The sequence below is a fragment of the Methylopila sp. 73B genome, from assembly GCF_000526315.1.
In the GTDB taxonomy this organism is placed as follows: domain Bacteria; phylum Pseudomonadota; class Alphaproteobacteria; order Rhizobiales; family Methylopilaceae; genus Methylopila.
In genome coordinates this window covers 699,890-722,419 of sequence record NZ_JAFV01000001.1, presented here as the reverse complement: position 1 = coordinate 722,419, position 22,530 = coordinate 699,890, and the positions used below count along the sequence as shown (strand labels likewise).

Below are 22,530 nucleotides of genomic sequence, written 5' to 3'. Positions count from 1 at the left end.
CGGCCGTGACCCGCTTGTACCGTCTGCGCGCAGCGGCGCTGCTGCTGGCGCTGCTGCTCTCGCCTCCGCTTCAAGCGGAGGCGAGACGCTGGGGCGCCGACTATCTGTCGAACGCGACCGTCGTCGACCAGAACGGCCGCACGCTCCGCTTCTACGACGACGTCATCAAGGGAAAGACCGTCGTCATCAGCTTCATCTTCACGTCATGCCGCTCGATCTGCCCGCTCGTCACCGCCCGCCTCGCGCAGCTGGAGCGCCAGTTGGGAGCAGCCGCCGGACGGGACGTCTTCTTCGTCTCGCTCAGCATCGATCCAGCGACCGACACGCCCGAGCGGCTGAAGGAGTTCTCGCGCAACTTCGATCCCAGCCCCTCCTGGGCGTTCCTGACCGGCGACGAGAGCGTGGTGAAGACGATCGGCTATCGCCTCGGCGAGCGCACCGAGCAACTGGCCGATCACCGCAACCAGATCCTGCTCTACAACGACCGCACCAGCGAATGGCAGCGCTCGTCCGCCTTCGCCGACCTCGACGCCCTCGCGCTTCAGATCTTCGCGATGGATCCGCAAATCCGCGCGGCGAAGGCTCCGAGCGCCGACATCTTCGGCGGCGGCGACGGGCCGGTGCGGCCGGAATTTCCCGGACAGGCGCTGTTCGTCAAGTTCTGCTCGGCCTGCCACACGGTTGGAGCCGGCAGACGGGTGGGCCCCGACCTGCGCGACGTGAACGTCCGCCGGCCGCGCGACTGGACCGCGCGCTACGTACAGAACCCGGAGGCTATGCGAGCCGCAGGCGATCCCCTGGCCCAGTCGCTGCGCGTCGAGTATCCCCACGCCGAGATGCCGGCGCTGAACCTCGCGAACGACGACGTGCAGGATTTGCTGCTCTACGTCGATCTGAAGTCGAGCGAGTGCTCCGCGAACGACCACCAAGCGACCAGATGACCGCAGGCCGCTGGCGCGCGCCTCGTCCGCGCGCGCCCAACGGGCTGGCGAGGCCGAGGCGCGCCTGCGCCAGCGACGCCCTGCGCGCGGGAGTGTCATAATACCTCTACGTAAAGATACTGAAGTCTTCCTGTACGTCCAAATGGGTAGGCTCCGCTCGGATACGAAACTGTATAAAGTAACCGTGAACCGCTTAGTTTTGGCATTATTGAAAGCGCAGCGTCATGCGCGCCGTTCGCCCTCGCAAGCTATTCGCGTATCTGGCTGTGTTTTCGCTCGCGCTCGCGCTGCCGCCCATCATATTGGCGGCGATCGCGACGACCTATTTCGCAAGGGCGGAGCGCACGCGGCTTGAGACTGTCGTCGACAAGACAAACGCGGATGTGGCCCGCGCCATCGAGGCGCGGATAGGCGGCGCCGTCGCCCTGCTGCAGGCCCTGTCGACCTCGCCTCACCTCACGCTTGGCGACTTCGCCGCATTCGACGCGCAGGTCCGCCCCACCGCGGCAGCGCAGAACGTGGTGATCTCTCTCGACAGCCTCGACCATCTGGAGCTGGTCAATACCGCCGCGCCGTTTGGCCCGCCGCGTGCGGCCTCCGCCGATCCGAACGACGTCCAGTTCGGTCCGAGCGGCGCGACGCCCTACGTGTCCGGACTCGACGCCTCTTTGTCCAGCGGAGCCATGAGGCTGCGCGTCGTCGTTCCCATCGTTAGGGACGGCCAGACGCTTTATCATCTCAGCGCTCAGATCAGCCCGCGGGACCTGTCCCAGATCCTGCGGGAGAGCCTGGAGCCGGGCCTGTTCCACGCCACGATCCTGGATCGGAACGGCGTCATCATCGGCCGCTCGGCGGACGAGGAGCAGTTCGTCGGACGGCCCCTGACCAAACTCGCGGAGGCCGCCGAAGTCGGCAAGCAGGGCGCCTGGAAAGGCCTCAATCCGAGCGGGGTTCCTGTCTTCGCCTACTGGCGGCGGTCGCCGCGGTCGGGATGGCTCGTGGCCACGAGCGTCAGCCAAGCCGCCCTACGGGCCCCTTTGTACGAGTCGCTCCTGCTGTTCGCTGGTCTCGCCGCCGCGATGGCGACGGTCGCCGGCGCTCTTGCCTTCTGGGTCGGCCGCAAGGTCGCACGGGCCCAGGAGGCGCTTGGGGAACTGGCCACGCAGCTTGGATCGGGCCGGCCGCTCGCGCCGCCGACGACGCCGCTGGTCGAGGCGAACATGGTCGGCCGCGCGATCGCGCAGGCGTCGCAGCGGCTGTGCGAGCAGGCGCGCCTCATCCTGACGGCCCGGGACGGGCTCGAGCGCCAGATCGCGGAGCGGACCGGGGAGTTGGCTCTCAAGACGACGCTGCTCGAGTCCACGCTCGAGAACATGGATCAGGGACTCGTTGCGCTGAACGCCAAAGGCGAGATGACGGTGTGCAACGACCACGCGCGCCAGTTGTTGCGGGCCTCGCAGGCCGAAGCGGACGGGCGCCAGCCGGGCGCGGAGCTGCGCCGGCTGCGCGACGAACACATCGCGCGGGAGGGAGCCGCCGTCGGCCCGTCGATGGTGTTCGAGCACCATCCTGAGGGGGGAGCGTTCCTCGAGATCCGATCGACGCCGGTGATCGACGGCGGAGAGATCTTCACCATCACCGACGTGTCGGCCGCGCGGCGGCAGGCGGACGAACTGCGGGCCGCGAAGGAGACCGCCGAGCGCGCCAGCTTGGCCAAGTCGGAACTGCTGGCCACCATGAGCCATGAGATCCGGACGCCGTTGAACAGCATGCTCGGCTCCGCCGACCTCCTGGCGGTTCAGCCGGCGATCCAGCCGGCGCAGAAGCGCCTCGTGCTCCGCATCATAAAGGCCGGCACCACGCTCGCCACCATGATGGAGGACATCCTCGATCTCGCGCAGGTCGAGAGCGGACGGGTCACGATCCGGACGCGCCGCTTCGAACTCTCGGAACTCGTGCACGACGTCGAAGTCCTCACCAGCGCCGCCTTCGCCAAGAAGGACTTCCGGCTGCAGATCGTGATGGACCCTGACCTCCCGCGCTTCTTCGAAGGCGACGACAACCGCCTGAAGCAGGTGCTGATCAACTACGTCAGCAACTCCGCCAAGTTCACCTTCGCGGGCTCCGTCCAGCTGCAGATCACCGGAGAGAAATCCGAGAGCGGCGACTGGATGCTGCGGTTCACCGTCACCGACACCGGGATCGGGATCACACGGCAACAGCAGAAGAACCTGTTCCGCCGCTATTTCCAGGCCGACCCATCAATTCAGCCCCGCTTCGGCGGCTCGGGTCTGGGCCTCGCGATCAGCAAGCGTCTTGTCGAGGCCATGAACGGCGACGTGGGGATCGAGAGCGAGGTCGGGCGGGGCACCACGCTCTACTTCACTCTTGCCCTTCGCGAGGCCGCCGAACCCGGCGTCGATCCCGCAGCCTCCTTCCCCGCGCCAACGTCGCTCGCCCGCAGCGCGCGCATTCTCGTGGCGGAGGACATCGCCGTGAACCAGGAGGTGGCGCGCGAACTCCTGCAATGCCTTGGCCATCAGGTCACCATTGTCGGAAGCGGCGAAGAGGCGATCGCGGCGGTCCAGAAGCACGCGTTCGATCTGGTGCTTATGGACATCTTCATGACCGGGATCGACGGCCTCTCGACGACGCGCGCGATCCGCAACCTCGAACACCCCGCTCGCGCTTTGCCGATCATCGCCTGCACGGCGAACGTCCTGCCCACGCAGATCTCGGAGTTCCAGCAAGCCGGCCTCGACGGCTTCGTCAGCAAACCTCTTCGCCTGGGCGAGCTCTACTCGGTCGTCGACCGGTTTGCGGCCGTCGCCGCAGAGCCGGAAGACGTGGAGCCGCAACGGTTGGCGAACCGCCACGAGGCCGAGACGCTCATCAGGCTGATTGGCCCGGACCGGACGATCGCGGCCCTGGAGCCGTTCGACGACGCCTTGTCCCAGTTGCTTTCGCGCGCCAGCAGCGGCGGCGCCATCCGGCCGACGGAGGTCGCCCAGATGGCTCACAGCCTGATCTCGACGGCGAGCCTGTTCGGCATGACGGAGCTGGCCTCCGCCTGCCGGGAGATCGAGGTGGCCTGCATTGCGAAAACGCAGGCGCGCCAGCGGATCCGGCAGTCGAAACCGCTCATCGTGGCGTCGCAGCGACGATTAAGGATTCTTCGCGATCATGTAACCACCCTGGTGCGGCCCACGCCGTCGTCCAGCCAAGCCGGCCCGTCCTGGTCGAGCCGAGCGGAGGAAGCATCATGATCCCGTCGCGATCGATCGCACTCATCGCGGATGACCACGAGCTGTTCAAGGCCGGGCTCGCCGCCGTGCTCAAGGACGAGCTCGGCTTCGACGAGGTCGTGGACGTAGACACGCTCGACGAAGCGATCGAGCGACTGCACCGCCATCCTGAGATCAGCCTCGCGACGTTCGACATCAGCATGTCCGGCGTCATGAACGTCGCGAGCCTGCAGATCGTCCGGCAGGAGTTTCCCTATCTGCAGCTTGCGGTGGTCTCGGGCTCGGACTCCCGCGAAGACATCCTGAAGGCGCTGTCGATCGGCTTGAACGGATACGTGCCGAAGACGATGAGCATCGACGACGTGGTGAGCGCGCTGCGCGTGATCAAGTCGGGACAAGTCTACGTTCCACCGCTCATGATGAAGCCGGAACCCGCGATGTCCTCGCCGCCCGTCAGCTATCCGCATTCCCCCGAGATCGCGGATCCCGCCCAGCTTACGCCCCGTCAACGGCAGGTGCTTGAGTTCATCGCGCAGGGAAAGTCGAACAAGGAGATCGCGCGGATTCTCAGCCTCTCCGACGGCACCGTGAAGGTCCATGTCAACGCGCTGTTCCGTACGCTGGGGGTGCACAACCGGGTGTCCGCCGCAGCGGCGCTGAACACCTTCTCCAGGCCGTGACCGCTACGGCGAAAGCGGAACTTTCACGCTTTTGGGCCGCCCCGCGCCAACGCGCCTCTGCTGGGCGCCTCATCCGGCGTATGTAAAAACCCCAAGTATACCTCCAGAACAATTATTTCATTTTGAACTTGTTTCTGTCTTATGGACGCATTATGCGAGCCATTTCCGTCTCGGATTGACGATCACCAAGCGATCTCAGACCATCCCTCTTGCTGAAAACCGCGATGAAATTTGGATAAATATATATATCTGCATAGAACATGAACTTATCTCTTATCAATTCAGACATACTGGTGTCCTTTCCCGCATTGTGGAATTGATCGAAATAGAGCGATCGCAAGAAATCGCTCCGGGGGTCAATTCAGACCATCAGCAACAGCCGTCCATCCTGCGCCATCGTGCGCGCAGAGCGGACGCGCATGCTTCAAGACACGTGACAGGGGCTAGGGTCATGTCTACGAGCTTTACAGTCAACCAAGACGACTTGGTGTTTATTCTTGCGCAGATCAAAATTGCGGAACGTCATTCCGCCGGCGAGTCCCTTCAGGACATCATCGGGCCGGACTCGACGCTGCTGCCTTACGGGCTGCGGACGGTCGACGGCACGCTGAACAATCTTCTGCCGGGTCACGAGACGATCGGCGCCGCCGACACGGTGCTGCCGCGGATGCTCGATCCGAATTTCCTTAACGAAGGCGACGACTCGATGGCCGTCGGCCCAGGCGTTGTGCTGACCAACAACGACTACGGATCGACCGGGAGCGTCGTGGACGCCGACCCCCGCATCATCAGCAACCTCATCGCCGACATGTCACCCGACAACCCGGCGGCGGTCGCGGCGTGGTACGCGAACCCGATCGCCCAGGCGCTGTACGAAGAGGCGCACGGCGCCCCTCCGCCAGCCGGCTATGTCCCCACGATCGACGAGCTTGCGCTCATCCCGAACCAATCGCCCGACATCGGGCTCTCGCCTCCGTTCAACGACTGGATGACTTTCTTCGGCCAGTTCTTCGACCACGGCCTGGACCTCATCACCAAGGGCGGCAACGGCACGGTCTACATCCCGCTGCAGCCGGACGATCCGCTCTACGATCCTGCGCATCCGGAACTGAATTTCATGGCGCTCACCCGCAGCACGCAGGTCGCCGGGCACGAGACCGTCAACACCACGACCTCCTGGATCGACCAGAACCAGACCTACACCTCGCACCCCTCGCACCAGGCGTTTTTGCGGGAGTACGCCTTCTCGGTCGATTCCGACGGCGACGGCACGCCGGACTCCCATCCGGTCTCGACCGGCATCCTGCTTGAGGGCGCCCACGGCGGCATCGCGAACTGGGCCGAGATCAAGGCCCAGGCCCTGATGCTCGGCGTGCGTCTTACGGACAACGACGTCCACGACGTGCCGCTGCTGCGGACGGACCCTTACGGCAACCTGATACTCGGGCCGAACGGCTTCGCGCAGATCGCGACGTCCGCAGGCTTCGTCGAAGGCGTCGCCGGCGGCCGGCCGCTGCCGGCCGATACGGTTCGCACCGGCCACGCCTTCCTGAACGACATCGCCCATCACGCCGTCCCCGGTCTGGTCGATCATGACCACAACCCGGGCACGCCACGGGTCCAGCTCGTGGCCGACAGCGACGTGCTGGACGTCAATGGCGACGGCGCGATCGACGCCGCCGACCTCGCCGCCGGCGCGGGACGGATTCAGGACGCCAACGGCGACAGCGTGATCGACCTCGCCGACCTGGCGGACGTCAATCTCGACGGCGTCATCGACGGCAAGGACCTCGTGGCCGACGACAACAACCCGCTGACCTACGACAACGAGATGCTCGACGCCCACTACATCACGGGCGACGGGCGCGGCAACGAGAACATCGCCCTGACGGCGGTCCACACCGTGTTCCACGCCGAGCACAATCGCCTGGTCGAGGCCAACAAGGAGACCATCCTCGAGTCCGGCGACCTCGCCTTCATCAACGAATGGCTGGTCGACGACATCACCGAGATCCCGGCCGACACCAGCACGCTGGTGTGGGACGGCGAGCGCCTGTTCCAGGCGGCCCGCTTCGTCACCGAGATGGAGTATCAGCACCTTGTGTTCGAGGAGTTCGCGCGGAAGGTGCAGCCGGCGGTCAACCCGTTCGTCTTCACCAATACCGCCGACATCGACCCCTCGATCACGGCGGAGTTCGCGCACGTGGTCTACCGCTTCGGCCACTCCATGCTGACCGAGACGGTCGCCCGCATGGACGCCGACATGACGTCGGACGACATCGCGCTGTTCGACGCGTTCCTCAACCCGCAGCAGTTCGAGGGGAGCGGGGTCACCGCGGCGGAAGCCGCCGGCGCGATCATCCGGGGCTCGACCCGGCAGATCGGCAACGAGATCGACGAGTTCGTCACCGACGCGCTGCGCAACAACCTCGTCGGACTGCCGCTCGACCTCGCCGCGCTGAACATCGCCCGCGCCCGGGAAACCGGCGTGCCGTCGCTGAACGAGGCTCGCGCGCAGTTCTACGAAGACACCGGCTTCGCGCAGATCAAGCCGTACGACAGCTGGCTCGATTTCACCGGAAACATCAAGAATCCGCTGTCGATCGTCAATTTCATCGCCGCCTACGGCACGCATGAGAGCATCACCTCGCAGACCACGCTCGCCGGCAAGCGCGCGGCGGCCACGGCCCTGGTGCTCGGCACGACGGAGGTCGTGAACGGCGTGACCTACACGCCGCCGGCGGACCGCGAGGACTTCCTCAACAGCACCGGCGGCTGGGCCGCGTTGGAGACCGGCCTCAACAACGTCGACTTCTGGATCGGCGGCCTCGCCGAACAGAAGATGGAGTTCGGCGGCATGCTGGGCTCGACCTTCACCTACGTCTTCGAGGCCCAGCTCACGAACCTCCAGAACGGCGATCGGCTCTATTACCTCAGCCGCACCCAGGGTCTGAATCTGCTGAACGAGCTCGAGGCCAACACCTTCTCGCAGCTGGTGATGCGCAACACCGACCTTGGCGACCCCGGATCGTCGCATCTGCCGGGCGACCTGTTCGGTCGCTCCGACCTCATCCTTGAACTCAATCAGGCGGTGCAGATCGGCGCCGACCCGGTGTTCGACAATCCGACCACGCAGACCCTGACGCCGAAGGTGACGCGCCGGGCTCCGGGCGCGGACGTCGACGGCGACGGCCATGCCGACGGGGGCTACCTCCAGTTCCGCGGCGGCGAGCACGTGGTGCTCGGCGGCACCGAGGGCAACGACACGCTGCTCGGCGACAAGGGCATCGACGCCCTCTGGGGCGGCGCGGGCAACGACTACTTGAACGCCGGCATGGAATCCGACCAGGTGTTCGGCGGCGACGGCGACGACATCATCATCGATCCGTTCGGCGACGACTTCCTGCGCGGCGGCGACGGCAACGACGTGATCAGCGGCGGCGCGGGCCTCGACATCCTTCACGGCGGACGCGGCCAGGACGCGATCTTCGCAGGGGTGAACACCACCGAGGTATTCGCCGGCGAAGGCAACGACTTCATCCTTGGCGGGACCGGTGCCGACAACCTTCTGGGCAACGAGGGCGACGACTGGATCGAAGGCGGCGACGGCTTCGACGGCCTGAGCGGTGAGAACTCGCAGCTGTTCTTCAACAGCACGATCGTCGGCCACGACATCCTGAACGGACAGGGCAACGACACCGACTACGACGGCGAAAACGGCGACGACATCATGGTCGAGGGCGCCGGGATCCAGCGCAACAACGGCATGGCGGGCTTCGACTGGGCGATTCACAAGAGCGACCCCGTCGCGGCCAACTCCGATCTCGGCATCCCGATCTTCGTGACCCAGCAGGCGCTCATCCTGCGCGACCGGTTCGACTCGGTCGAAGGGCTCTCGGGCTGGAAGTTCGACGACATCCTGACGGGGACAAACCGCCCCGTCGGAGGGGGCGGAACCATCGGGGGCAACGGCGCCGAAAACGTGCTCACCCAGGCGGGCGTCGACCGGATCGCCAATCTGCAGCAGTACTTCGGGCCCCGCCTGCTCGATCCGAACGGCGTCGTCTTCGACCCATCGACAGGCGGCGACATCATCCTCGGCGGCGACGGCAACGACCTGATCACCGGCAAAGGCGGCGACGACATCATCGACGGCGACCGCTGGCTGAACGTCCGGATCAGCGTGCGCGATCCGCAGGACCATGACGTCGAACTGTTCTCGGTGAACAGCCTGTCTTCGCTCAGGGCGAGGCTGCTCTCCCGCGAGATCAATCCGTCGCAGCTCGTGGCCGTTCGCGAGATCCTCGACGTCAACGCGACCGACGACGTCGACACCGCCGCCTTCACAGGCAATGCGTCGAACTACGTCATCGACGGCCTCGCGCCCGACGGCAGCATCACGGTGACCGACACCACCGGCGTCGACGGCGTCGATCGGCTGTGGGGCATCGAGCGGCTGCAGTTCGCCGACGTGACCATCGACATCAACGGCAGCGGCAACGCCGTCCCGTTCGGATCGGTCACGATCAGCAACCTGTCGCCCGAGCAGTCGCAGGAGCTGACCGCCTTCGTGGACGTGGACGACGTGAACGGGATCCAGCCCGGCACCATGACGGTGACCTGGCAGGTCTTCGTCACCCAGAACGGCATCGACTCCTGGGTGGATATCGCGGGCGCCACGGGCGAAATTTTTACTCCGACCCAGGCCGAAGTCGGTCTGCAGATCCGCGCCATCGCAAGCTTCGTGGACGGTCTCGGCCTCACCGAGCGCGTGTTCTCAGAGCCGACCGACGCCGTGATCAACGTCAACGACGCGCCGACCGACATCACCGCCGCGACGGCTCTCGAAGTGACGGAGAACGGAGTCAACGGCGTGATCGTGGGTTCGGTGCTGGCGGCCGATCCGGACGGGCCCGCAGGGCTCGTCTACTCGATCATCGACGATCCCGACGGGCGCTTCGCGATCGACGCGGTGGGCCAGATCACGGTGGCGGACCGGACCCTCATCGACTTCGAGCAGAACGTGTCCCACACCGTCACGGTGCGGGTCTCGGACGGCGAGTTCACCTTCGAGAAGGCGTTCACGGTCACCGTGCACGACGTCGCGCCGGAGCAGGTTTCGGGCGACGCCCGCAACAACCTCATCCACGCCGGGGCGGGCGCGGACAAGCTCGACGGCCTCGGCGGCGCGGACACGCTCAAAGCCGGCGTCGGGGACGACATCTACTACGTCGACAACCTCGGCGACGTGGTGCTGGAGGACGCGGGCGAAGGCGCCGACGTCGTCTACGCCTCGAAGTCCTGGACCCTTGGCTCCGGCTCGTCGGTGGAGACCATCCGCACGAACTACGGCGCCGCGGCGGTCGGCATAGCGATCGGGGGCAACGAGCTCGCAAACGCCCTCTACGGCGGCGCCAAGGCGGACACCTTGTCCGGCGGCGACGGCGCGGACCGTCTCGACGGCGGGCTCGGCGCCGATGAGGCAAACGGCGGAGCCGGCAACGACACCTACATCGTCGGCGCGGCCGGCGATCGGGCGGTCGAGGCGGCCGGCGGCGGCAGCGACACGGTCTACAGCACCGTGGACTGGACGCTGGAGGCGGGATCCGCGGTCGAAACCATACGCGCACGCTACAGCGCGGGCGCTCCCGGCCTGACGTTGACCGGCAACGAACTCGCCAACAAGATCTTCGGCGGGGGGGCCGCGGACATCCTCGTCGGCGGCGGGGGGAACGACGTCCTGACGGGCGGCCTGGGCGCCGACCAACTGCGCGGCGGGATCGGCAACGACACCTACTACGTCGACGCGATCGGCGACGTCGTCACCGAACTCGCCGGCGAGGGGACCGACACCGTCTACGCCGCGTCGAGCTGGACGCTCGGCGCCGGCTCGGCGGTCGAGACCCTCAGAAGCGACTACGGCTCGGCCGCGACCGGGATCACCCTCACCGGCAACGAACTGAACAACAAGATCGTCGGCGGCGCCAAGGCGGACACGCTCAACGGCGGCGACGGCGACGATGCTCTCACCGGCGGCGGTGGGGCGGACCAACTTAACGGCGGGCTCGGAAACGACGCGTTCTATGTCGACTCCGCGGGCGACGTCGTGCTGGAGGCGGTAGGCGAAGGCCAGGACACGGTCTACGCCGCGACAAGCTGGACGATCACCGCCGGCTCGTCGATCGAAAGTCTGCGCGCGAACTACGGCGCCGGCGCCGGGATCTCGCTCACGGGCAACGAGCTGGCGAACACGCTGGTCGGCGGCGCCGGAAACGACGTGCTGAACGGCGGCGGCGGCAACGACATCCTGAGCGGCGCAGGCGGCGGCGACGATCTCTTCCGCCTCACCGCCAACTTCGGAAACGACCGCGTCAACCAGTTCGATGCGATCGCCGCCGGAGGACAGGACCATATCGACCTCTCGTCGCTCGGTGTTACGGCTCAGAACTTCGCGGCCAACGTCACGTTCTCGCAGGTCAGCAGCAGCACGCTGGTGACGGTCGCGGGCGGCACGGTCCTGCTCGTGGGGGTCAACATCGCAAACGTCGACATCACGGACTTCGCGCTCGCCTAGCCCGACGCGAAGGGACGGGAAGCCGAGCGCCGCCCGCGGCGTTCCGGCTTCCCGCTTCCCGTTTCCCGTCGCCCGACGTTCCGCCCCCCGCCTGATCTCAGCTCCCGCCGACGGAGAGACCCGTGTCTCCGAACCCAGCCTCCTACCGATTCATCCGATCGAACGCCGGCGCGCTGGTCGCCGTCGCCCTCGTCAGCGGCGCCGCCAACGTGCTGACCCTGTCCGGCGCCGTCTTCATGATGGAAGTCTACGACCGGGTGTTGCCCAGCCACAGCCTGCCGACGCTTGTCGGCCTCGGCCTGGTCGTGCTGCTGCTCTACGCCTTCCTCGGCCTGTTCGACCTTCTGCGCGCTCGCATCCTCGTCCGCGTGGCCGTGCGGCTGGACGAAACCCTGAACGCCGTCGTGTTCCGCAGCACCGTCCGCCGGGCGCTGCTGTCGTCGGGCGACGGCGATGGCATGCAGGCCCAGCGCGACCTCGATCAGGTGCGCGCATTCCTCTCCGGCAGCGGGCCAGGCGCGCTGTTCGACCTGCCGTGGATGCCGATCTACCTCGCGGTGTGCTTCGCCTTCCATCCCTGGCTCGGCCTCACCACCCTCGCCGGCGCGCTCGTCCTGATCGCCGTCACAGGCCTGACCGAGCTGCTCACGCGCGGCGCGGCGCAGCAGGCGGTGGCCGCCGGCATGGCGCGCGAAGGCGTAAGCCAAGCCAGCCGCCGCAACGCCGAAGTGGTCGAGGCGATGGGCATGGGCGGGCGGCTCTGCGCCATCTGGGGCGAAGCCAACGCGCGCTTCCTCACCCACCAGCGCAGCACCTCGGACGTCTCCGGCGGCTTCGGCGCGCTGTCGAAGGTCCTGCGCATGGCGCTGCAGTCCGCGGTGCTCGCCGTCGGCGCCTACCTCGTCATCGACGGCCAGGCCACCGGCGGCATCATGATCGCGAGCTCGATCCTGACGGGCAAGGCGCTCGCCCCGGTCGACCTCGCGATCGGAAACTGGAAGGGTTTCGTCGGGGCGCGGCAGGGCTGGCGACGGCTGAAGGAAACGCTGCGGACCACGCGTCCGACGGCGCAGACCATGAAGCTGCCCGCGCCCCGCATGCGGCTCAGCGTCGAATCCGCCGCGACCGCGGCGCCCGGCGGGCAGGTCCTGCTCGTGGAGGACGTCTCCTTCGCGTTGGAGGCGGGATCGGCGCTCGGCGTGATCGGCCCCAGCGGCTCCGGAAAGTCGTCGCTCGCGCGCATGCTCGTCGGCGTCTGGCCGGCGCGCCGCGGCAAGATCCGCCTCGACGGCGCGTCGCTCGACCAGTGGGATCCCGATCAGCTCGGCCCGCATATCGGCTACCTGCCGCAGGACGTGGAGCTCTTCGCCGGGACGATCGAGCAGAACATCGCGCGCTTCGGCGCGGCGCCGGACCCTGACGCGGTGATCGCCGCGGCCCAGGCCGCGGGCGTCCACGAGATGATCTTGCGCCTGCCCGGCGGCTACAACTGCCAGATTGGCCACGGCGGCGCGGCGCTGTCGGCCGGGCAGCGGCAGCGCGTCGCCCTCGCCCGCGCCCTGTTCGGCTCGCCCTTCCTCGTCGTCCTCGACGAACCGAACTCCAACCTCGACACCGAGGGCGAGGCGGCGCTCGGCCGCGCGATCCAGGGCGTGCGTGACCGCGGCGGCGTCGTGGTCGTCGTGGCGCACCGCTCCAGCGCGCTCGCGCCCGCCGACGTCATCCTCGCGATGAAGGACGGCCGCGTTCAGTCCTTCGGCCGCAAGGACGAGGTGCTGCCCAACTTCCAGCGGCCGACGCCGGCGATGCCGCGCGTCGCGGCCGGCCCTTCCCTCACCGTCGTGCCCGCAGGAGCCGTGTGATGAGCGCCCAGATCTCTCCCGTGCACCGCTCGATCCGGCGGCACGTCATCGCGGCGGCCGCAGGCTTTGCGCTCCTGACCATCGGGATCGGCGGCCTGAGCGCCAGCGTCGAGTTCTCCGGCGCCGTGGTGGCGCCAGGCTCGGTGGTCGTCGACCGCCATGTGAAGAAGGTCCAGCACCCGACCGGCGGGGTTGTCGGCGCGATCAACGTCCGCGACGGCGACCGCGTAAAGGCCGGCGCCGTCGTCCTGCGCCTCGACGAAACGGTGGCGCGGGCGAGCCTCGCCATCGTCGAAAAGGGCCTCGACGAGCTCGCCGCCCGCCAGATGCGCCTCGTCGCAGAGCGCGACGGCGCCGCAGAGATGGCGGTGAGCCTCCGCATGGCCGCCCGGCGCAGCATGCCTGAGGTGGAGGACCTGCTGGGGGGCGAGCTGAAGCTGTTCGCCGCCCGGCGCGAGGCGCGCCTAGGGCAGGTCCGGCAGCTCCGCGAACGGATCGACCAGACCCGGGAGCAGATCCACGGCCTCGAACAGCAGGCCGTCTCCAAGGCCGACGAGACCGACCTCATCCGGAAGGAGCTCGTCGGCGTCGAGAGCCTCTACCGCAGCCAGCTCGTGCCGCTCACCCGCGTCACCAACCTGCGCCGCGAGGAGACGCGCCTGCGCGGCGAGCGCGGCCAGCTCATCTCGGAAACCGCGCAGGCGCGCGGCAGGCTGAGCGAGATCGAGCAGCAGATCATCCAGATCGACCAGGATCTCCGGAGCGAAGTCTCGAAGGAGCTGCGGGAAATTCAGGCCAAGCAGGCGGAGCTCGTCGAACGCAAGACCGCCGCCGACGACGTGCTCGCGCGCATCGACCTGCTCGCCCCGCAGGACGGCGTCGTCCACCAACTCGCCGTCTTCAACCCCGGCGGCGTGATCGGCGCGGCCGAAACAGTCATGCTGATCGTGCCCGACGGCGAGGACCTGATGGTCGAGGCGAAGATCGCGCCCCAGGACATCGATCAGGTGCGCGTGGGCCAGAAGGCGTTCATCCGGATGTCCGGCCTCAACCAGCGGACGACGCCGGAGCTCGCGGGCGAAGTGACGATGGTCGCGGCCGATGTCGTGGTGGACCAGCGCAGCGGCGCCTCGCACTTCCCCGTGCGGATCGCGCTCGCGCCCGGCGAGCGCGCACGGCTCGGCGAACGTGTGCTCGTGCCCGGCATGCCGGCGGAGGCCTTCGTGCAGACCGACTACCGCACGATGCTGTCGTACTTCACCAAACCCCTCGCCGATCAGGTGGCGAAGGCGTTCCGGCAGGACTGACCGGAGGACCGGCCGTACGGCTCGGAGGCCCGGTCAGTGCGTCCAGGGTTCGGGACGGCCGGCGCGGAAATTGTCGGAGTAGGAGAAGGTCCGCGGCGCGGCCGGCTTCGGCTCCTGGACGCGGAAGGCGAGACCCTCGCGTTCGGCGTAGGCGATCGCCTCTTCCTTGGTGTCGAACCAGAGCTTCACCTGCGCGCGGGTGTCGCCGGAGGAGGTCCAGCCCATCAGCGGCTCGATCCGCCGCGCTTCCGCCGCCTCGTGCTCCAGCAGCCAGCGCTTGGTCTTTCCGACGCCCGACTGCATCGCGGTGCGCGCCGGCTTGTAGATGCGTGCGGTCATGGCGGGGTCCTCGGGCGGGTCCTTAGCAGTGGTCGTGCGCGAAAAACGACTGGTCGGGGCGACATGATTCGAACATGCGACTTCCTGCTCCCAAAGCAGGCGCTCTACCAGGCTGAGCTACGCCCCGAAGTCTCATTTCTCTAGGGGTTATGGCCTTCCGAGCCCTGTTCCGCAAGCGCCAAAAAACGGAACAGAGAGTGAAATCATGACCGATCTGGACAACCCGTCCCGAAATGCTCCCGAAGCAGGTTCCGCGTCCGTTCCCCCCGCCCCACGGGCGAAGGCCGGCGTGGTGATCAATGTTTGCTACGGCGGTTTTGGCCTTTCAGAAGCGGCGATCCGCCGATATGCCGAGATCAAGGGGCTGACGCTCTACCCCGAAAAGAGCCGCGTTTCCGGATGGCTCACCACGTGGTGGACCGTGCCGGCCAACGAACGGATCGGCATCATCCCGACCGACGACTGGTACTCGGCTAGCCTCGCTGATCGTCAGGCCTCCAACCGAGCCTACGAAAATTTCGTTCTGACCCCGAGTGACATCGACCGCGAGGACCCTGCGCTGGTCCAAGTTGTGGAGGAGCTTGGGGCGGCTGCGAGCGACCAGCATGCCAAGCTCGTAATCCAAGATCTGGATCGCGGCACCGCTTACGCCATCGACGAGTACGATGGGTTGGAGAGCCTACGCCTACGGGATCAGGACGGCTGGCGGATCGCCGGGCTGTCGCTGCATCCCGTTCACCCCTCCCCGCCCTCCCATGGCGGGAGTGTGGGGTGATGGGCCGACCGGAACACATGACGCTGAAGTGGGGCACGCTTAAGGGTTGGCGCTTCACGCACGAAGCGACCATCGCTGCCGCGCAGCGATATGCCGAGTTTGGCATGTCAGCCGGAGCTGCGACCCAGAATGACACGCCCGACCAGAAGCAAGCCCTTTGCGACCTGATCGACGCTGTCGACGGAGAGATCGTCAACGACTGGTCAGGCGAGGCAATGACTAAGGACGAGGCCAAGCGGTACGTCCTCGACTACGGCAAGCCTCGTGTCGCCTCCCCGCTCTCCCGCGAAGGGAGGGAAGGCGAATGAGGCTGCCCCAGCCCTTCAAGCCCGCTCACATGGGCGACCGCGAATACTGGATCTGCGCCGGGCTCGGCGCAGTGATCGGCCTCGCCTTGTCCGGCTACGTGCTGGTCTACGTCCCGATGAAGGCCAACCTCGAGCGGCATGGCTGCGTCTGGGTCAAGTGCCCGCCTCCTCCCTCGGAGGCAGGACGATGACCTGGGGGAACGTAGCATGGCGTGCGATCAACGAGGCGCACACCACACTTCCGGCAGACACGTCGTTTGCAGATCGCAAGAAAGCGATCGATGCGGCCTATCCGTTCGGGGAGCGGGCGATGTGGCCCTACAAGGCCTGGCTGAGCGCGCGGAAGGCCTATCTAGCGCGCTACTCGGACAAGCCGGCGGGGCCGTTGGCGCCGTTTCCGTTGTCGCCGCTTGAGCGCGCCAAGGCACGCGCAGACGAGATGGCGGCTCGTGTCGAGCAGCGGGCGGAGAAGGGAGCGGGACGGTGAGCGATACACAGACCGAGCAAGCGATCTCTAAGATTGAGGAGGCTTTGGGATACCCGGCTTTTCGGGGGTTCATCTCCTTCGCGTGGGACTCTCTGGAGATGCGGCGTGCCTTCACCGATGATACCGGGATGGTTTGGCCGGATGATCCCCCAAAAGGGCTGAGGATTGCGGCTCAGCCCCAGCCCGCAGAAGGCGCTTCGCACGCCGAAGCATTTCTCATGTGGGCGGTTAAAACCCACTGGGGGCCTGATCTGATCCCAAACGAACTACGACAGAAAGTGTTCGGAGACCCCCGCCCATGACCCCCTCTCTCGACACGCTGCGAGATCTTCAGAGGCGCGTCGCAGCCGCAAGTGGGGCGGATAGGGAGTTGGCGAACGAGATCTGCGTATCGCTGACCGGAGGCTACGCCGGGGAGCCCGACACGTCGATTGACGCTGCGGTGGCGCTGGTAGAGCGGACGTTGCCGGGGTGGTCCTATGAAGTCATGTTTTGGCCCGGCGGAGACGAGCGTGGGTCTTGTCTTCTTCTCGAAGTTGGCCCCGATGGTTGGCGGCAGGGCGGCATGCAGAAAATCAACGTATCTGCCGCGACCCCGCCGCTTGCCATATGCTCCGCCCTTCTCTCCGCGCTTATCTCCCGCGCTGAGACGGCGAAGGCGGAGGGGTAGGATGCCCACCTACACGTTTGGGAGCCAGTTAGACGCCGAGGCTCTGAGAGGCTACACGCCGCACGGCTACCCTGCTGAAAACTACCCACCGGCTGGGGGCAAAACCGCTATCCTATGAGGAACCGACGAATGGGCGGCTCGTGTCGGCGCGATCCTGTCTGACGGCGACCAAGATGTGTGGATTAGCAATCGAGGCGGGCCTTTCAAGAAGGCGGAGGGTGAGGACGATGGAAAGCGGCATGTGGAAGCCGATCGACACCGTCCCACGTGACGGAACTCGCGTCATGCTGACCAATGGCGTTTGGTTTTCTGCTGGGAGCCTCGTGCGCCACGTCGAGCCGGAAACAACATCCGAAGGCAAAACGCCGCAAGGATGGTCTGTCCGTCAGGTTCCTAACCCGGACGCGGGCAAGGTAAGCTATTATTTTTCCCTCGATAACCCATGCGCATTTCTAGAGGAAGACCAGGACTATCCGGATTATGATCGTCACTTCGATCGCTGGGAGCCGACGCATTGGTCCGAGATGATACCACGGCCGTGACCCGCCCCGCCCTTCTCGCTCTCTCCCTCCTTGCCGCAACGCCTGCGTGGGCTAATCGGAGGTTGCCGTGGTAGGGTCGGGGGCTGTTGGAGGGGCGGCACTGGCCGCTAAAGGCTGCGAAAGTTGCGACCCGCAGACCACGGGCATCATCTTCGCTGTCATCGTTGCCCTAGCCGCGGCGACTGCTGTCGCGTCGTGGTGGTGGCTCAAGGAATGAACCGTCCCACCACCATCCAGCTCGCGATCATCCTCGCTGGAAGCATCTGCGTGCTGGCGTGGGGTGGGTGGCGAGCCATAATGGGCGGATGACCGAACTGCCGCCTCTCCACTTCGCATGGCGCCGCACATGGCCCGACGAGCCTCACGACCAAGATGACTGGGTCGCCAGCCCCTACGAGGGCTATCCGTCCTGCCTCCGCATCCGGAAGGACAAGACGACCCACGGGCACGTTGGCGAATGGCATTGGATCGCGAACGGAGGCGTCTTGCTGGGGAGAGGCTGGGAACCAAACGCTAAGCTAGCGGCGCGCGCCGCGGAGGCGGAGTTTCTCAAGGCGCTAGCCGAGGGCCGCACCCGGCCGTTGGGCACGAAGACCGCGAGCGAGATCTATGCGCGGGAGAGCGCGCCAGAGGTCGACATCGACTACTAGAACGCAAAAAGGACCGCCCGCCCGGCGTGAGCCGAGACGGGCGGGATGTTTGCATAATGTGCAAAGAACTCAGAACGGCGCCCTAGCGCTCCCTCTCCACCCTCGGAGGAACACGGGGCGCAGGACGGCCCTGAGGATGAAGGGATCCGGGCGGGGCGGGAACCCTCTCCATGTCTGATTTTGGTCGAAAGGGATCGGCGGGTTGCGACCCCTCGCCTCCAGCCATGTGATGATGCGTTGGGTTTGTTCGCGAAGCACCTTGATGTCCCCGGCCATATCGGCCGCTGCCGTCCGGTTGTCGTCAAAGCGCTTGTTGTAAATGTCAAAAGTTCGATCCAGCCTGGAGTTGATTGCCGTTCGGTCCGTCTCTAGCTGTGCGACGCGATATTCAATCCCCTCCTGCTTGCGCGTCAGGGACCCAATATCGTCCTTCATGACCTGAAGCTGGGTCGCGATGCCTTCCCGGTATTTGACGCGATCCTCTTTGTACTGAAAGTTCTGTTGCTCAAGGGCGGAAGAACGGTTCTTAAGGTCGGTATTGGCAGCCTCAAGCGTGACGATGCGATTGGCCTGCGGCGTGATCTCGCTGATTTTGTCCGAGACTGTCCACACCCAGAATGCGCTACCGGCGGCCATCCCGAGGAGGAGGATGGTCGTTGCCGGAGTTAGGTTCCAGTCCTTGAACAGCGAGTATTTGCCGCTTCCGTTCTGAAGCGGCTGTTGGCTTTTGCGCATGGCGTTGGCGTCGCGAAGCTCCTTTTTGAGTTCGCCAACCTCCGCCCTGAGCTGTTCCAACGCCTGCCTCGCAATCTCGGGGTTTGTAGCGACGCCGAGCGTCGGAGCGACCTCAGGGATATCGTCAGCCATCAATCGGTCAGGCCAGCGGGCGCGTGGTGGTCTCGCGGCCGTACCAGGCATAGGCGAGGCCGGCGGCCGTCACGACGGTCGTGAGGACGGTCGAGACCTCATCCGCGTTCCACGTCTGGCCGAACCAGCCGGCGACGATCACGAGGCTCTTCGTGACGCCGAGCACGTTGAGAACCTGCGCGGCGCCGGCCGCCGTAATGCCCTGCAGCGTCTCGGACGCCCACCGGGACACGGGCTTCAGGGCAGGTGAGATCGCGGGGTCGGTGACGACGCGCTTGGCGACTTCTGCTGGGGTCGCGCTGTTCGGCAGGTTGCGGACAGCATCCTCGACGACGTCAGCGAGCCGCGGCTTGGTGATGGCTTTGGACATGGGTTAGGCCTCGTTGGTGGTGATGTCGCCGGTCGCCGCCGCCATGGGCGCGACCGTGATTGCGCCGGCCGTCTTGGGCCAGCGGTAGCCAAGCGCCCGGCTCTTCGCGATCCGCGAGACGCTGACGCTGTTGCTCTGGTTGCCGCCGAGGATCGACAGATAGGTCTTGTCCTGGCCCACGACGAAGCCGACGTGGCCGGCGTTCGGCCCGCGCTCGAACACGGCGATGCAGCCGACAACCGGTTCGGGACACTTCACCCCGACCGCGAGCCAGTTGCGCGCGAAATACGGGTTCGCCGGCAGAATCTCGTCGGGGAGCACGAGCCGGATGCAGGTCTCCACGAAATCGCCGCACCATGGCAGGCGTTCGGGATCGCCCAGGGTCTTGCCGTCCGACTTGAGGAAGGCCTTCAGCGCGGGGTTACTCTCGTGCAGACCAAGGCGTCGGCGGCCCTCCTGAACCCAAACGGGCTCGCCCACCGTGAGCGGCGTCGCCTGCACCCCGCCGCCGGTCGCTGCGGCGTTCAGAGCCGCGAGCGTCTTCGGCCCCACGACGCCGTCCTGGGACAGCTTCTTCGCCGTCTGGAAGGCGATGACGGCCTTCCGCGTGGTCGGGCCCCACACCCCGTCGAGGGGGCCAGGATTGTAGCCGAGCGCGGTCAAGCGCTGCTGGATGGCCAGCACGTTCATGGCAGTCTCCGGACATGAAAAAGCCCCGCTCGAGGGCGGGGCGACAAGACGAGTGTCGGATTCGACCGCGGCTGCGCCGCGTGCTCCTATTCGGAGCTTCCAGGGGAGGGTTTCAGATGGCCGACGAAGATCCGGCGAATGCACCGAAGTTTCGGGATCTACACTCAAAAACAAATCCAAGTTTAGGACTTGGGCGTTTTGAGTTGCATTTTGAGAATGGCCAAGATGTCTCGTTCATATCGGACGTAGATGGCATTCACCTTCTGCAGGGGGCGCTACAAAAGGCATTGCTGGACCTCCAAAGCGGAAAGCCCAATGAAGGCACGGCGATCCCAGTGGACGCGGTCGGCGGAGGCATCGGGATTGATGTCGACGGGGCGCATATGCTGCTGTTCCTGCGGAACGGCGCAAACCTCAAATTCCAGCTGAGTGAAGGGTTTGCTCGCCAGATGAGCGAGGCGGCGACACAGCTACTTCCCTACTACCAGCCAGCCCCTAGCGGGAAAAACTAGCGCGCGCCGTGCGAGATCGGTCCTAGGTCGATGAAGACTTCCTGGCCACCATCGAACGTGGCCAGGAAGCCCTCGACATTGAACGGGGTCTGGGTGAACTCGATCACGTCTGCGGCCCGCGCCAGGAACGCCGTTTCGATCTGCGCGGAGCGGACATGCTCTCGATCGGACCATTCGGTGTCGTTCATCCGTCACTCCACAAAAAATCCGCCTCGCGGGCGGCCGGTTCAGTCGTTGACGAAGCCCTCGTCGGGCAGCGTCTCGTCGTAGGGGTCCATGGCGGGGCTCCAACAAAAAAGCCGCCCCGGAGGGCGGCTCGATACGTGCGAGATGGCGGCAGGCTTAGCTTACCCTGGCATTCGAGCCTTGTCGGCGGCTTGATCATCCCGCGCGCCCTGAGAGATCATGGCGATGCGCGCGCGCAGGACGGCGCATTTCTTCTGCGCGGCGACCACCGCGTCATGGCACTCAAGCGCTTCGATCTCGCCTGCGTTGGCCCCCGCGTAGCGGTAGGCCCTCACGCTCGCCTCATGATGCGCTAGCTCGTCCTGGAGTTCAGACAGCTTCGACATGCGAGCGCCCTTGTGTCGCGGGGCTAGATTTGTCGCATGACTGTCACAGATCGCGCAACCATCCGCTGCATCAGGTCGCTGTCTGCGGCCGTTGAGCGACCAGCAAGCCGCTCAACCAGGGAATGCGTTTTCCGGCGTGTCGTTGCCCGGAAGGCTGTCCCGCATTTCGTCTTGAACAGTGTCCATCGCCTCGTTGATAAAACGAATGGTGGCGCCCCTGGCCCGGTACCCGACGGTTAGCGCGCGGAACGCAGCTTTCATTTCCTCGACTGTCGGATTTACCTTGTTATCCATTTCATAGCACTCCGTAGGATAGTCGCCATTGGCGTTGGTTTGGTCAAAATCACGGCTTTCACCGGTACTTGCGTTAAAGCGTTACGCCCGTCGTCTTTGAGAGATAGTCCTGCAGGCTGAGGTAGACCGCCTCCATCTCCCCTGCGTCGAGCTTGCGCCCAAAGAACACGAGCGCCGCGAGATCGAAGTAGCCCGCGTAGTTCGAGCCCTGGGCGTTGATGCCGGACTTGAACGGCCGCGCGCCGCCGAGGGTCTTGGGCGTGGTCGTGGGGGGCGTCGCCTGCATCGCCGTGTTGAGCCGCCGGCGATAGACGATGCGCTCGGCCGGGAGGTAGGACGCCGCGATCATCTCGAAGCGGGAGCCGCGGGTGGCGTCGGGCGCGCCGGAGTCGAGCGTGGTGTGGACCGGCGCCGTGTCGCTGATCACGGTGGCCCGGCCGTTGTCCGTCGTGGTCTCGATCAGGGCCAGGGACTGTTCCGTCCCGAACAGCGAGCCCGCGATGAATGCGCCGGCGCCCGCGGCGACGACGCCGACGATCGAACACGCCGTGTTCGCGGCGACGAGGTCGTTCGCGTTGAACGGCATGACGATGTCGCGGCCGACGCCGGTCCCGTCGGCGTCCACGCCGAGGCGCGCCCGGCTCGAATAAAGCTTCGCGTTCGAGGTGTTCGAGTGCCGGCCATGGCCCGAATAGTCGTAGCCGGGAACCTCGGACCCGCCGCTGCGCGGCACGTAGGCTGCAAACATGTCCGCGCGGAAGGCCGGCAGCAGGACGCGGCTGCTCGGGAGGCCGAGGCCGCGGAAATCGCGTCCGGGAATGACGCGCTTGAAAGACTTCGCCATA

21 protein-coding genes and 1 tRNA gene are annotated in these 22,530 nt (G+C 66.1%); 13 read left to right on the top strand and 9 right to left on the bottom strand.

Annotated elements, in window-relative coordinates; translation table 11 throughout:
* Window positions 1-5 precede the first annotated feature (5 nt).
* From K244_RS0103505 to K244_RS0103480, 6 genes are all read left to right on the top strand, one after another.
* Window positions 6-941 carry an SCO family protein gene (locus tag K244_RS0103505; protein ID WP_081761418.1) on the top strand — a complete coding sequence of 312 codons (936 nt, stop codon included), beginning with the start codon at window positions 6-8 and terminating at the stop codon, window positions 939-941.
* A 224-nt stretch (window positions 942-1,165) separates the two neighbouring features.
* A complete protein-coding gene (locus K244_RS22535) occupies window positions 1,166-4,207 on the top strand; it encodes an ATP-binding protein (protein ID WP_024816289.1) in 3,042 nt (1,013 codons plus the stop codon).
* On the top strand, window positions 4,204-4,866 hold the full coding sequence (locus K244_RS0103495) for a response regulator transcription factor (protein ID WP_020184859.1): 663 nt from the start codon (window positions 4,204-4,206) through the stop codon (window positions 4,864-4,866). The genes K244_RS22535 and K244_RS0103495 overlap by 4 nt, the downstream gene beginning before the upstream one ends.
* 487 nt (window positions 4,867-5,353) lie before the next feature.
* Entirely contained in the window at window positions 5,354-11,440 is a 6,087-nt protein-coding gene (locus K244_RS0103490) for a peroxidase family protein (RefSeq protein ID WP_197027140.1), read from the top strand.
* 152 nt (window positions 11,441-11,592) lie between these two features.
* Window positions 11,593-13,302: a type I secretion system permease/ATPase gene (locus K244_RS0103485; protein ID WP_346430353.1), complete on the top strand. Its 1,710-nt coding sequence runs from the start codon at window positions 11,593-11,595 to the stop codon at window positions 13,300-13,302.
* A complete protein-coding gene (locus K244_RS0103480) occupies window positions 13,302-14,609 on the top strand; it encodes an HlyD family type I secretion periplasmic adaptor subunit (RefSeq protein WP_020184856.1) in 1,308 nt (435 codons plus the stop codon). Before K244_RS0103485 ends, K244_RS0103480 begins: the two co-directional genes overlap by 1 nt.
* Window positions 14,610-14,642: 33 nt before the next feature.
* On the opposite strand, the gene K244_RS0103475 is transcribed toward K244_RS0103480, so the two are convergent.
* Together K244_RS0103475 and K244_RS0103470 are read right to left on the bottom strand one after the other, a co-directional pair.
* Entirely contained in the window at window positions 14,643-14,948 is a 306-nt protein-coding gene (locus tag K244_RS0103475) for an ETC complex I subunit (RefSeq protein WP_020184855.1), read from the bottom strand.
* 50 nt (window positions 14,949-14,998) lie between these two features.
* Window positions 14,999-15,075: transfer RNA gene (locus tag K244_RS0103470), tRNA-Pro, on the bottom strand.
* 78 nt (window positions 15,076-15,153) lie between these two features.
* On the opposite strand from K244_RS0103470, the gene K244_RS0103465 reads away from it, so the two are divergent.
* From K244_RS0103465 to K244_RS0103440, 6 genes are all read left to right on the top strand, one after another.
* A complete protein-coding gene (locus K244_RS0103465) occupies window positions 15,154-15,723 on the top strand; it encodes a hypothetical protein (RefSeq protein ID WP_155931572.1) in 570 nt (189 codons plus the stop codon).
* Window positions 15,724-15,740: 17 nt separating this feature from the next.
* A complete protein-coding gene (locus tag K244_RS0103460) occupies window positions 15,741-16,031 on the top strand; it encodes a hypothetical protein (RefSeq protein WP_020184853.1) in 291 nt (96 codons plus the stop codon).
* Window positions 16,028-16,222: a hypothetical protein gene (locus K244_RS23470; RefSeq protein WP_020184852.1), complete on the top strand. Its 195-nt coding sequence runs from the start codon at window positions 16,028-16,030 to the stop codon at window positions 16,220-16,222. Before K244_RS0103460 ends, K244_RS23470 begins: the two co-directional genes overlap by 4 nt.
* Complete coding sequence (locus K244_RS21415; protein WP_020184851.1) at window positions 16,219-16,518, top strand: hypothetical protein; 300 nt, start codon at window positions 16,219-16,221, stop codon at window positions 16,516-16,518. The genes K244_RS23470 and K244_RS21415 overlap by 4 nt, the downstream gene beginning before the upstream one ends.
* Before the next feature lie 897 nt (window positions 16,519-17,415).
* Complete coding sequence (locus K244_RS23465; RefSeq protein WP_210164319.1) at window positions 17,416-17,730, top strand: hypothetical protein; 315 nt, start codon at window positions 17,416-17,418, stop codon at window positions 17,728-17,730.
* Between the two features lie 284 nt (window positions 17,731-18,014).
* Window positions 18,015-18,380, top strand: a complete 366-nt coding sequence (locus K244_RS0103440) for a hypothetical protein (RefSeq protein ID WP_155931567.1) — start codon at window positions 18,015-18,017, stop codon at window positions 18,378-18,380.
* A gap of 69 nt (window positions 18,381-18,449) precedes the next feature.
* Here K244_RS0103440 and K244_RS0103435 read toward each other — a convergent pair whose 3' ends face one another.
* From K244_RS0103435 to K244_RS0103425, 3 genes are read right to left on the bottom strand one after another with little or no spacing between them, the layout of a single operon-like run.
* Complete coding sequence (locus tag K244_RS0103435; protein ID WP_020184848.1) at window positions 18,450-19,247, bottom strand: hypothetical protein; 798 nt, start codon at window positions 19,245-19,247, stop codon at window positions 18,450-18,452.
* Window positions 19,248-19,254: 7 nt separating this feature from the next.
* Window positions 19,255-19,617, bottom strand: coding sequence for a hypothetical protein (locus K244_RS21410; RefSeq protein WP_020184847.1), 363 nt, complete (start codon window positions 19,615-19,617; stop codon window positions 19,255-19,257).
* 3 nt (window positions 19,618-19,620) lie between these two features.
* A complete protein-coding gene (locus K244_RS0103425) occupies window positions 19,621-20,307 on the bottom strand; it encodes a TIGR02594 family protein (RefSeq protein ID WP_020184846.1) in 687 nt (228 codons plus the stop codon).
* Window positions 20,308-20,423: 116 nt separating this feature from the next.
* Between K244_RS0103425 and K244_RS0103420 the strand changes: the two genes are divergently transcribed.
* A complete protein-coding gene (locus K244_RS0103420) occupies window positions 20,424-20,819 on the top strand; it encodes a hypothetical protein (RefSeq protein ID WP_155931565.1) in 396 nt (131 codons plus the stop codon).
* Here K244_RS0103420 and K244_RS0103415 read toward each other — a convergent pair.
* The 4 genes from K244_RS0103415 to K244_RS0103400 form a co-directional block, all read right to left on the bottom strand.
* Window positions 20,816-21,007, bottom strand: a complete 192-nt coding sequence (locus K244_RS0103415) for a hypothetical protein (protein WP_020184844.1) — start codon at window positions 21,005-21,007, stop codon at window positions 20,816-20,818. The genes K244_RS0103420 and K244_RS0103415 overlap by 4 nt on opposite strands.
* Before the next feature lie 159 nt (window positions 21,008-21,166).
* Window positions 21,167-21,391, bottom strand: coding sequence for a hypothetical protein (locus tag K244_RS0103410; protein ID WP_020184843.1), 225 nt, complete (start codon window positions 21,389-21,391; stop codon window positions 21,167-21,169).
* A 111-nt stretch (window positions 21,392-21,502) separates the two neighbouring features.
* Complete coding sequence (locus tag K244_RS23460) at window positions 21,503-21,685, bottom strand: hypothetical protein (protein ID WP_155931563.1); 183 nt, start codon at window positions 21,683-21,685, stop codon at window positions 21,503-21,505.
* A 73-nt stretch (window positions 21,686-21,758) separates the two neighbouring features.
* Window positions 21,759-22,529 carry a hypothetical protein gene (locus K244_RS0103400; protein ID WP_020184842.1) on the bottom strand — a complete coding sequence of 257 codons (771 nt, stop codon included), beginning with the start codon at window positions 22,527-22,529 and terminating at the stop codon, window positions 21,759-21,761.
* Window position 22,530: the final 1 nt, after the last annotated feature.

Coding starts and splice junctions, on each gene's coding strand:
- K244_RS0103465 (WP_155931572.1), top strand. CDS start 15,154: ATGACCGATCTGGACAACCCGTCCCGAAATGCTCCCGAAGCAGGTTCC.
- K244_RS0103475 (WP_020184855.1), bottom strand. CDS start 14,948: ATGACCGCACGCATCTACAAGCCGGCGCGCACCGCGATGCAGTCGGGC.
- K244_RS21415 (WP_020184851.1), top strand. CDS start 16,219: ATGACCTGGGGGAACGTAGCATGGCGTGCGATCAACGAGGCGCACACC.
- K244_RS0103410 (WP_020184843.1), bottom strand. CDS start 21,391: ATGTCGAAGCTGTCTGAACTCCAGGACGAGCTAGCGCATCATGAGGCG.
- K244_RS21410 (WP_020184847.1), bottom strand. CDS start 19,617: ATGTCCAAAGCCATCACCAAGCCGCGGCTCGCTGACGTCGTCGAGGAT.
- K244_RS23465 (WP_210164319.1), top strand. CDS start 17,416: ATGGAAAGCGGCATGTGGAAGCCGATCGACACCGTCCCACGTGACGGA.
- K244_RS0103415 (WP_020184844.1), bottom strand. CDS start 21,007: ATGAACGACACCGAATGGTCCGATCGAGAGCATGTCCGCTCCGCGCAG.
- K244_RS0103480 (WP_020184856.1), top strand. CDS start 13,302: ATGAGCGCCCAGATCTCTCCCGTGCACCGCTCGATCCGGCGGCACGTC.
- K244_RS0103460 (WP_020184853.1), top strand. CDS start 15,741: ATGACGCTGAAGTGGGGCACGCTTAAGGGTTGGCGCTTCACGCACGAA.
- K244_RS0103495 (WP_020184859.1), top strand. CDS start 4,204: ATGATCCCGTCGCGATCGATCGCACTCATCGCGGATGACCACGAGCTG.
- K244_RS0103400 (WP_020184842.1), bottom strand. CDS start 22,529: ATGGCGAAGTCTTTCAAGCGCGTCATTCCCGGACGCGATTTCCGCGGC.
- K244_RS23460 (WP_155931563.1), bottom strand. CDS start 21,685: ATGGATAACAAGGTAAATCCGACAGTCGAGGAAATGAAAGCTGCGTTC.
- K244_RS0103420 (WP_155931565.1), top strand. CDS start 20,424: ATGGCCGACGAAGATCCGGCGAATGCACCGAAGTTTCGGGATCTACAC.
- K244_RS22535 (WP_024816289.1), top strand. CDS start 1,166: ATGCGCGCCGTTCGCCCTCGCAAGCTATTCGCGTATCTGGCTGTGTTT.
- K244_RS0103435 (WP_020184848.1), bottom strand. CDS start 19,247: ATGGCTGACGATATCCCTGAGGTCGCTCCGACGCTCGGCGTCGCTACA.
- K244_RS0103425 (WP_020184846.1), bottom strand. CDS start 20,307: ATGAACGTGCTGGCCATCCAGCAGCGCTTGACCGCGCTCGGCTACAAT.
- K244_RS23470 (WP_020184852.1), top strand. CDS start 16,028: ATGAGGCTGCCCCAGCCCTTCAAGCCCGCTCACATGGGCGACCGCGAA.